Annotated in this window: 9 protein-coding genes and 1 pseudogene; 6 read left to right on the forward strand and 4 right to left on the reverse strand. The window is 59.4% G+C overall.

Features of this window, described 5'->3' with window-relative positions:
- Nucleotides 1-520, forward strand: a 520-nt coding sequence (locus BRX37_RS25290) for a phosphoenolpyruvate carboxylase (protein WP_125990201.1), incomplete at its 5' end; no start/stop codon positions are given.
- Between the two features lie 821 nt (nt 521-1,341).
- On the opposite strand, the gene BRX37_RS25300 is transcribed toward BRX37_RS25290, so the two are convergent.
- Entirely contained in the window at nt 1,342-2,325 is a 984-nt protein-coding gene (locus BRX37_RS25300) for a LacI family DNA-binding transcriptional regulator (protein WP_125990204.1), read from the reverse strand.
- A complete protein-coding gene (locus tag BRX37_RS25305) occupies nt 2,322-3,479 on the reverse strand; it encodes an L-dopachrome tautomerase-related protein (protein ID WP_206434226.1) in 1,158 nt (385 codons plus the stop codon). Before BRX37_RS25305 ends, BRX37_RS25300 begins: the two co-directional genes overlap by 4 nt.
- Nucleotides 3,480-3,753: 274 nt before the next feature.
- Between BRX37_RS25305 and BRX37_RS25310 the strand changes: the two genes are divergently transcribed.
- From BRX37_RS25310 to BRX37_RS26970, 4 genes are all read left to right on the forward strand, one after another.
- Nucleotides 3,754-4,614, forward strand: a complete 861-nt coding sequence (locus BRX37_RS25310) for a glucose 1-dehydrogenase (RefSeq protein WP_063975914.1) — start codon at nt 3,754-3,756, stop codon at nt 4,612-4,614.
- A complete protein-coding gene (locus tag BRX37_RS25315) occupies nt 4,607-5,887 on the forward strand; it encodes a D-mannose isomerase (RefSeq protein ID WP_063975913.1) in 1,281 nt (426 codons plus the stop codon). The genes BRX37_RS25310 and BRX37_RS25315 overlap by 8 nt, the downstream gene beginning before the upstream one ends.
- Nucleotides 5,888-6,829: 942 nt before the next feature.
- A complete protein-coding gene (locus BRX37_RS25320; protein WP_125990206.1) occupies nt 6,830-7,396 on the forward strand; it encodes a hypothetical protein in 567 nt (188 codons plus the stop codon).
- Nucleotides 7,397-7,560: 164 nt separating this feature from the next.
- A complete protein-coding gene (locus tag BRX37_RS26970; protein WP_164522535.1) occupies nt 7,561-7,731 on the forward strand; it encodes a hypothetical protein in 171 nt (56 codons plus the stop codon).
- A gap of 589 nt (nt 7,732-8,320) precedes the next feature.
- Here BRX37_RS26970 and BRX37_RS25330 read toward each other — a convergent pair.
- Nucleotides 8,321-8,554: a DUF6117 family protein gene (locus BRX37_RS25330; RefSeq protein ID WP_125990210.1), complete on the reverse strand. Its 234-nt coding sequence runs from the start codon at nt 8,552-8,554 to the stop codon at nt 8,321-8,323.
- Nucleotides 8,555-8,588: 34 nt separating this feature from the next.
- Nucleotides 8,589-9,173: a hypothetical protein gene (locus tag BRX37_RS27515; protein ID WP_317210195.1), complete on the reverse strand. Its 585-nt coding sequence runs from the start codon at nt 9,171-9,173 to the stop codon at nt 8,589-8,591.
- Nucleotides 9,174-9,325: 152 nt separating this feature from the next.
- Here BRX37_RS27515 and BRX37_RS25340 point away from each other — a divergent pair.
- Nucleotides 9,326-9,496: pseudogene (locus BRX37_RS25340) on the forward strand (IS110 family transposase); the annotation flags it as partial.
- Nucleotides 9,497-9,693 lie beyond the last annotated feature (197 nt).

The raw sequence follows: 9,693 nt of genomic DNA on the forward strand, positions 1-9,693 counted from the left end.
CAAGAGCACCGCGATCGAGGATCTGCGCGCCATTCCCTGGGTGTTCAGCTGGGCGCAGGCGCGGGTGATGCTGCCGGGCTGGTATGGTTTCGGCCATGCGATCGCCGCGTTCGAGGACAAGGCGCTGTTGGCCGACATGGCGCAGCATTGGTCCTTCCTCCAGTCGGCGCTGGCCAATCTGGAGATGGTGCTGGCGAAGTCGGACCTGGGCATTGCGGCGCGATACCTGCCGCTGGTCGAGGACCAGGCCAAGGCGGAAACGCTGTTCGGGCGCATCCGCGAAGGCTGGTCGCTGACCCATGACGGGCTGCTGGCGGCCACTGGCCAGTCGCGCCTGCTGGAACGGAGCCCGACGACCGAGACGTCGATCCGGCTGCGGCTTCCCTATATCGAGCCGTTGAACCTGTTGCAGGTCGAATTGCTCAAGCGCTATCGCGCCGGCGAGGATGATGCCCGGATCAAGGAAGGCATCGAGCTGTCGATCAACGCGATCGCGACCGCGCTGCGCAACAGCGGCTGAGGTGATCAGATCTGTATCAAAAACGCGAAAGTGGTCGGCGTCATGGTGGGTAACGGCGTGCAATCCCATCGAACCGAGTATATTCAGTTTGTGGTAGCTCGTGCGGATGACGAGGATTTGCGAAGGACCCATAATCCTATGCCGCACAGCGCGGCGCGTTGACGGATGTCATCAGCACAAAGCAAACCATGTCTCAAAATATATCGCCCTGCAGCGGGAGCGTGAAGAAATGGCGAACTGGCACCATGAACGTGATCCACAGTTGAAGCTGCTGCTGCTGCGCAATCGCACGTAGGACGTCGGTCTATCCGTCCAAAGCGGCCGATCGCTGTCGCAGGATTTCCAGCGTCATCTCGGCCGCTCGCTAGGCCGGGGCCTTTGGCTCTAGGCTCCAACCATGATCCAACAAGACCCCCTACAGGATGATCCCGTAGAAGCTTTTGATGCTGTGCGTCGGGAACTGAGCCTCCTGCGTCACGCGCTTGAAGTGTTGATTTCCACTGAGAAGTGGCTCTGACTTACTTTTGCTGATGGGTCGGCTCATGTTGCACCTACCAATCGCGCTTGGAGCAGATCGAGCTTTGCGCGGCCGTACATCTGTCTCTTGATGAGTTTAAGACGCGTGATCTGTCCCTCGGTCGTAAGCGCTAAAGCACCTCCACAGGGGGCGCTCAGGCGGCTTGATCGATGACGGGGCTGGCGGTGGCACGACTAGGGGTGCCGTAGTGCGATCGTTCTGGCGTTCGGGTTGGACTGGCGGCTTTCAGCCGATAGGCCGTTATCCTAAGCGAACAGACAATGCTTTAAAGTTGCCGACGTGGTCAGCAGCTACTTCGCCTTACCAAGGCGGTCGGCACGATCATTCGCTTCAAGGGCGCTGCGTCGGTGCGACATAGCGCGTCGATAACGAATGAAGCCATATCGTCGCTGCGTTGATCGAAGCTGGTTAGATCGTAAGCGGGCCAAGCAGCAAACGGAGTGTTGTCACATCCGATGATCCTGAAATCGTCCGGCGCATGAAGGCCGTGCTCAGCCCAGAGGTCGATGATACCGGCAGCGATCAGGTCATTGCCGCAAAACACGCCGTCCGGACGCCGGGGTTGAGCCAGAAGGAGCGATCCAGCCTCGCGCCCCCAGCCATAGTCATAGCCGCCATGCAGCGCTTCGACTTTCACAATCCCAAGTCTGCGCAGTACTTCGGTGAAGCCTTCCGGACGGGCGGAATGGCTGAGCGTGTCGATCGGACCCATTACGCTCGCAAACTCTTGACTACCGCTGGCGTGGAGGGTGCGCGCAGCTTGTCGGCCCGTCTCCTTATTGTCGGAATTGACGGCGCGCACCCACTCGCTTTCGATCGCCGAGTTGAGCGTTACGATCGGCAGGCGATGGCGATCGAGCACTGCGGCGACCTCAGATGAAGAGATCGACAGGGCGCTCACTACGCCGTCGATGTTCAACGCGACAAGATCACCGACCGCCTCGTCTAAATCACGGTCGCTTTCGACCTGAACAAGCATCACCTGTCTGCCCGCAGAGGTCAGCGCGCGCGTGAAGCTCTCGAGGGTCATCGTGTGAAACGGATTGTAAAAGCCGCCCACGACAACCGCGACAATGCCGCTCTTGCCGCGACGCATGATGCCGGGAAGGCGACTGGGGCGGTAGCCGAGCATAGCCGCCACCTTCTCGATCCGTGCACGCATCTCAGGAGAAACGCTAGCGCCAGGAGTGAAAGCGCGCGAAACCGCCGACTGAGACACGCCGGCGGCACGGGCAACATCGTGACTGGTTGGCCCGCGTCCGGTCATGGCGCGGTGATGGACATCCGTGCGACAATGAAGGGGGGCTTGCGCATATCAACACCGTTATGGAATTGCGGCAGCCGCGTCCACTGGCCAAGCGTAACGTAGACGTAAGAATTGTCGGCAAATAAGCCGTCGGGCCACACGAAGCGCGGATCGCGAGCTATCATCTCGAAGCTGCCGTCAAGATTGCGGCGCAAAACTGCGTCATGATCGGACGCAGATATGTAGAGGCGACCCCAGGCGTCAGTGGCGATACCGTCAGCTGCGCCCTTCTCGCCTTCGTCCTTGACCGCCGCAGCGAGCTCAGCTTCGCTCACGGCAAAGTCAGCAAGAAGAGCGGTGGGTAGGCTGTAGAGCCGCCGGCTTGAAATTGGTGCGTAGTAGAGCGTCGTGGAATCTTTGCTAAGTGTGATTCCGTCTGCCCCGCCTCTGGGCATAGCTGGCGGCTTCTGCGCGCCGTTAAGCACGCGACCGTCCAGCACGTTCATGTAGCCCGGATCAGGAATCACGGACGCGTTACCCGTTAATACGCGCCGCTGCCGCCCGGTGGCTATGTCAACGACCACCAGCGCTGCGTCGTTTGCCGAGCTGTCAGTTATGTAAACCACGCCCTTCCGTCCGTGTGTCAGGTCGACACGAAGGTCGTTCATGTTGCTGTCTGGCAGCATCGAGCCCGTCAGCAGCAGTTTGGCGATGATGTGTCCCGTGTTGGGATTAAAGCCAATTACTTTTGCCCCACCAGGTTCGTAGGGCTTCCCCTTCACTTTGCCGTTGTCGAGAACCCACAGCCGGCCGCGCGTATCGGCGGTAATGCCGTGAGCAGAGATTAGCCGATCCGCTGCGGGGCGCGCGGACGGCATCGCCATTTCTGAACTAGGCCAAGGCATGGCACGGCCGTCGCGGTACTCGATGAGTGTCGGGCCGGCAGTGTCCATATCCTGCTTGGGCTGGCTCAGAAACAAACGGCCGCCGATCACTGCGATGCCGGACGGATCGAAGTCAGGAAGGCTTGCCACGATCTCCACCTTCCCGATCGAACCGAAGGCGGGATCCGCGTTTTCCGTTATTGGCGGTACATGAGTGGGGCTCATAGCCGGCGTTTGGGCGGCGACAGGTGCCGCGATCACCAGCAACGACGCTGCGAGAGTCAGACGCATTCAAAGGCTCCTAGTTGAATGTATTATCGTCGGCCCGGGTGCTCCGCTCTCCGGCCAAAATCCGTATCTTGACTTCATAACTAGCTTGATGAGTTTTAGTTGCATCGCGATGCAACCGTTGCGCTGGCCGCGTGTTTTACCCTCCAGACTGTCCTTCGACTGAAAGACACCGTGCCCTGACCGGTCCCGAAGTTATTACTACTTCGTGCGCCGCTCCTGCTTCACGCCCGCGCCGCTCAACTGAAGTTGCAAAAATGAACGGAGAACACTTTTCATGATCAATATACCTCCTCAGTCTCAGAACCGCATGCCCGGACGCGAAAGCGAACTGGAGCCATCTGCCGAGCATATTCGGGCAAGCTACAAGGGCTCGGGGCGCCTTGCCGGCAGATGCGCGCTGATTACCGGCGGCGACAGCGGTATTGGCCGTGCCGTCGCACTGCATTTTGCCCGCGAGGGCGCCAGTGTAGCCATTACCTTTCTGCCCGAGGAGGCGGATGACGGTGCCGAAGCGATCCGCGCGATTGAGGCCGAAGGCGCACGGGCGGTGGCAGTTATAGGAGACCTGCGCGAGCCAACTTTCTGCGATAATGCGATCGAGCAAGTCGTTGCCGCGTTCGGCAGGCTCGACATCCTAGTCAATAATGCCGGCATCCAGAAGGCCGCAGATGAACTCGGCGAGATCAGCGATGCAGATTGGGAATGGCATTTTGGCGTCAATGTCGACGCAATGTTCCGGATGAGCCGTGCTGCTCTGCCACACCTTGGCGAAGGTGCTTCGATCATCGCCACCACATCTGTAAACGGCTTCGTCGGTAACAAGCGGCTCGTCGCCTATTCTGCCACGAAAGGTGCGATGATGGGCTTTACACGCGCATTGTCCCAACAACTCGCGCCCCGCGGTATTCGCGTCAACGAGGTCGCGCCAGGACCGATCTGGACCGCGATCCAGCCCGCTGGCTTCGGCCCCGTTGATCCACAGATGGTTGCGGACATGGGCAAGGATGTGCCGATGGGTCGTATCGGCCAGCCGAGTGAGGTCGGACCCGCCTATGTTTTCCTCGCCAGCGAGGAAGCGTCGTACATCACTGGACAGACGATTCACGTCAACGGCGGGATGCCGGTCAATGGTTGACATGCTCGCTACTCTCTCCGTACCATCCGATAGCTGGCTGCGTAGCCCTCTTCACCATCAATGGCTGGAGACACAGGGGCAGAAGTTGCTCGATTTCTCGAAGGAGTCGCGTGTGGACGCTGGCTTCGCCCCGCTCGATGATCGCGGCTTCCTGTCCGATGACGCGCATGCCGACACGATTGTGACCGCGCGGATGACTCATGCTTACGCCTTGGGCGCAGTTCAAGGCCTGCCCGGCTGTGCGCCATTGGTCGAGCATGGCATTGCCGCGTTGCTTGGGCCGCTGCGCGACGAACGGCACGGCGGTTGGCTTCCGATGGAAGGCGACACGGGGGGACGCAAGCTGGCTTATGTCCATGCTTTCGTCGGGCTTGCGGCTTCGTCAGCGATTGTCGCAGAGGCCAAGGGCGCAGATACGCTTATGGCGCATGTTTTACCAGTGCTCGAAGATCGCTTCTGGTCCGACGAGGAAGGTGCCATGCGCGAAAGTTTCGCCGCCGACTGGAGTGACGAGGAGGACTATCGCGGCGCAAACAGCAACATGCACTCGACCGAGATGGCAATGGCTCTTGCCGACGTTCTGGATGCGCCCGTTTGGCGTGAACGGGCGTTGCGTATCGTCACGCGCATCGTGCATGATCTCGCCAGTCAGCGTAACTACCGCTTGCTGGAGCATTTCGACCGGAACTGGGCCCCGATCCTCGACTATAATGCGGACGACATTTGCAATGATCTGCGACCTTATGGCCAGACCCCAGGGCATTTCCTTGAATGGTCCCACCTATTGCTCAAACTCGAAGCCGCGCTGCTCCGAGCCGGAGAGGTAGCGCCAGACTGGCTGCTCACAGACGCGATCGGCCTATTCGACGCGGGTGTCACCACTGGCTGGGCGCGTAACGGTAAGCCGGGCATTCTCTATACCGTCGATTCGAAGGACGAACCTTCCGTGAGCAACCGCCCACATTGGGTGCAAGCAGAGGCAGTGACCGCCGCCGCCGCACTGCTCAAACGTACCGGGCGTCGTAGCTACGAAACCTGGTATCGTAGGTTCTGGGACTTCCTCGATCTCCACATGATCGATCGTCGCTGCGGCAGTTGGCATAACGAGGTCGATAGCGACAATTATCCCTCCTCATGCATCTACTCTGGGAAGCCTGATCTTTATCATGCATATCAATCAACGCTAACCCCAGTTTTGCCCCTCGCACCGTCGTTGATGACGATGCTCGCCATGAAATCATCGAGAAAAACATTCAACAAATGCTCTATGTAGTAGATGATTACAGTGAGGTAAAATGAGTGATGTTGCGAGCTTCGTAAAGTAAATATTAGATCTGTCCAATCGATGGCGTTATTTCAAGGTGTTTTAACCGGAAACATCAAAGGAGAGAAATTACGATAACGGCGTAATGCTCGAATGGCAGATCGAGTCAGCATCGGCCCGTTTTGGGGGGAGCCGAGCCCAATGGCTCTATGACGCGGCCCCCTGACGAGCGGGAGCGGCAACTATCGCAATTTCCTACTCCCGACCTGACAGGCGGCTATCGGCCAAGGCCGGTCGTTCCAACTATGTGCGACAAACAGGTGATTGCCGCCTACCGGAATAGCAGGCAAAATCGGTTAACTATTTGCACTTCCCTGCTGCAACGAGAGCCGCACGATAGCGGCGACCATGTTCGGCCCGCCATGCATTCGCATTCGCGGTTCCCTTTGCAGCTAACCGGCGCTTATATTCGGCTTCCATCGCGCGCCTCTCCGGTCCCGGACCAGAATCAGCAAGACATCGGGCCGATACCGAATTGGACCGCGAGTTCCCGTTGGCGATGTCGCCAGACAGTTTATTCGCCATCGTACTGGTCGCCGTTTGCCCCATTGGCATTGGATCGACGGGCGCATATTGAGCCTGTGCCGACTGATTGAAAAGAAGCAGAGCGGCGCTCACCGCGCTGCTTGTGGCAAGACACCTCATATGGTTCTCCCGATAATCAAAATTCAATATGCAGAAAATGTGCGACGTCGCCCAACAGCGAGCGATGGTTAGCCTCATAATATCGACGGACCACGTCCACTGAAGGGCAGTCGGCACCGAAAATCAGGTGTTTTCCGACGCCTTCAGGCGTTAGCGTCTATCTGTGCCCGTTTTATGTGACGCCCCCTTGATGGTGCGGATTCCGGATTCACTTTGATCCTTGTATGTGCTTGATTCAGTCGCGTTATGTTTCATCCCACCACGCCTCTCAAGCCTGCCACCAGCTGCGATATCGCAGCCTTGCTCGAGAGATTGGCGCAGGTCTCAAGCCGCCCCCGCTACGCCTTCATGCTGCTCAACCTAATTGCCCAGGTTGCCGGCCCCGATGGGAGCGCCGGTCCCTGGATCAAGCGGGACAACGAGCTTGTTTCGCTGCGCGACTGGCTTTGCGACGCATTGACGCCCATGGCCCAGCGCGGCCTACGTAACGCAACGTTGGCCGAACGAGTGCACAGAGACCTCATCAGAGGTGGATCGCTCCCGCGCGATGCAGAGGATGCACAGCGGGCGATCGCTGAGGAAATGCGCGTGCGCATTCGAACCGCCGGCAAAAGCAATCTCAGCCGTGTGGTTTCCGAGCTCGTGAATGCAGGATTCCTGCGCCGCCACTATCAGGGCTATCGCGTCGACCACCAAAACCGCGGCGGGCAACGCCACGCCGTCTACACATTGGTTGGGGATGCGCGTCTTCTCGGCCCGACAGCTCGCGGGCCGAAAGCATCGGTCCAAGGTGAATTCGCGTTCACGGGATAAGCGAACTTGCATCTCGCCTGCAGCATTTGAACAGGATTGCCATCAGGATTGATTGACTTCGGCTATGGTTGACGCTCACGAGCCAGAGCGGGGTAAAACGATCTGCGATCCTTCAGATGCCTCATATTCGTCCCGATGGCGCATCAATGCCGTGGCGGCGGTCGATGAACATCGTCTTTGATCTCGAGCCAGGAAACTTCACGCTGCAGCTAGATGACTTCTTCAATATGAGCGATCTACGCTCCAACGTGACATACATCGGGCCGGGCGGACGGTCCGGACCGGTTAATGAGGCTGTGATAGATTCGATCTCGATCGATAACGTCATGAATTAGCGTAAGGTATTGATTGGAAGGTGCCTAGTGGGAGCTTCTACACCAAGATGTCGCTTCTTCCGGGAGCGTCTCGATCTGACGGAAGCGGCCGTATCCAGTCGTGAAGCTGATGATGGGAGCCGGTTGCTCTAGGAACGCGTCCAGAAGGCCTGTGTCTGGAGGCTTGCTCCCCACTTCTTAAGAATGTTGAATGTTCTTGAAAGCACCAAGGGCGAGAACATCTCGCCAAAACGGCGGCGGCCCTCCTCCCCATGATTAGGTCCCGGCGCGGCCGATTGTTAACCGATCTAACTTTTCCTTTTGGAGATATCGACGATTGGAAGAAGGCAATTCCTGGTTTCGGCGAGTGTGGCCGGGCTTGTCGGGGTTATCGGTGTGCCGCGCGACAATCAGGATGAGAGGGTCTGTTGTACCTGGCCTTCGGGATACTGCTCTTGCCGATCATCGCCGCCGCCGCCATGGCGCTGTCCTCGGTCAGCGTCATCGGCAATGCACTCAGGCTGGGAAGATTGAGGTTGGACCGGCAAAGCTGAAACGAAGATAGCCCGGCGCTCCTTCGAGGCCGGGCCATCAGGGTGCAACGCTGTGGTCAAGATGACCTCGACGCCTGATCGGTGGGCGCAAGGTAAGCATCGTATGGATTGCCGTTGGTCAGATGGCCGAACGGCGTGAAGATATATTCTGCGCCATCACGACCGACTGCGCAGATGACGTAGCGCGTTTCGCCGGTCGCGGCGTCCGCGCATTCCATCAGCGCCAGATCGCCGCTTCCCGCGGCGCGCAGCAGGGTCTGGAAATTGGTGCGGGCATGATCGGGGATCATCGCGCACCTCCCTCTGCGAGCCAGCGGATGGTGCTCATCCATTCAATCGTGCGGCCTGTGCCGAGATCCAGCAGATGAGCGCCGCCGGAAAAGCCGTCGACGACAAGCTCAGAGGCGGTGCCGGCCCACTGAAACCCCATGTGCCGGTGAGCGCGAACGTCTTGGCGCAGCGCGTGACAAAGGTGATCAGCAATTGCGGATCGGCGGTACCGGGTTCGCGAAGCCAGAGGCGCGTCGCGCCGTGCTCGGGCGTCAGCGAGAGGAGGAATGGCTCGGCGGGCGGGTCCTCGCGAGCGTTGTCAGCCATGAGCGCGGTGTAGATGTCGAAGGCCCGCACGACATTGGCGACCGTGCCGACGTCGAGCAGGCAGGAAAAGCGGGTGAGATAGGCGGGCATATCGGGCTCCTGAAACGAAAAGAGCCCGGCGCTAGGCCGGGCTCGGGTGGGTCGGGATCGTGGTTGGGAGGGGCTAGTAGCCGAATTGCCAGGACGGCCAGTCCGGCCGTCGTCGGCGGCCGCCACGGCTTGGGTGAGGTAGTCGGGATCGCCGTCGACCACGTCAGGGTCGCGGACAGGCGTCTCGTCGATGACGGTCACGCGGACAACGAGGTCAGCCATCGGCCCCGTCTCCGCGTCTGCAAAGGAGATGAGGACGATGTCGGCTCATCTCATTCTGCCGGGGCTAGCCCCGGCAGAATGAGATGAAGGGGCCACCAACTAGGGAATTTTCAAAGCCCACTTTTGCGGAGAATTGCAGGACCGATGACACGGGTGACCATGTAAAGACGGACCGGCGTGACGCGATGACCCTGGCGCGGCTGCTACGCGCTGGCGAACTCACCGCAATCTGGATACCGGACGAAGCGCACGAGGCGGTACGCGATCTCATCCGCGCGCGACGCAGCGCGCAAGATGATGCCATCGGAGCCAAGCAGACAGTGCGCAGCTTGCCGATTCCGATGAAGCCGCCCCTCGTTTCCGAGATGATTGCGCCCCTTCGTTCCGAGATGATGTCGCCCCCCCGGAGACAGGGCCGTGCTGGCTACGTCTGTTGTTATTTCGTTCGTGCCTGTCGTCAAGCCGGTCGTCAAGCCTCTGAAGGGGATTTGACCCGGCGCATGCTGTCACCGTCGCGGTC

This window comes from Sphingomonas sp. S-NIH.Pt3_0716 (genome assembly GCF_003950715.1).
GTDB classification, from domain to species: domain Bacteria; phylum Pseudomonadota; class Alphaproteobacteria; order Sphingomonadales; family Sphingomonadaceae; genus Sphingobium; species Sphingobium yanoikuyae_A.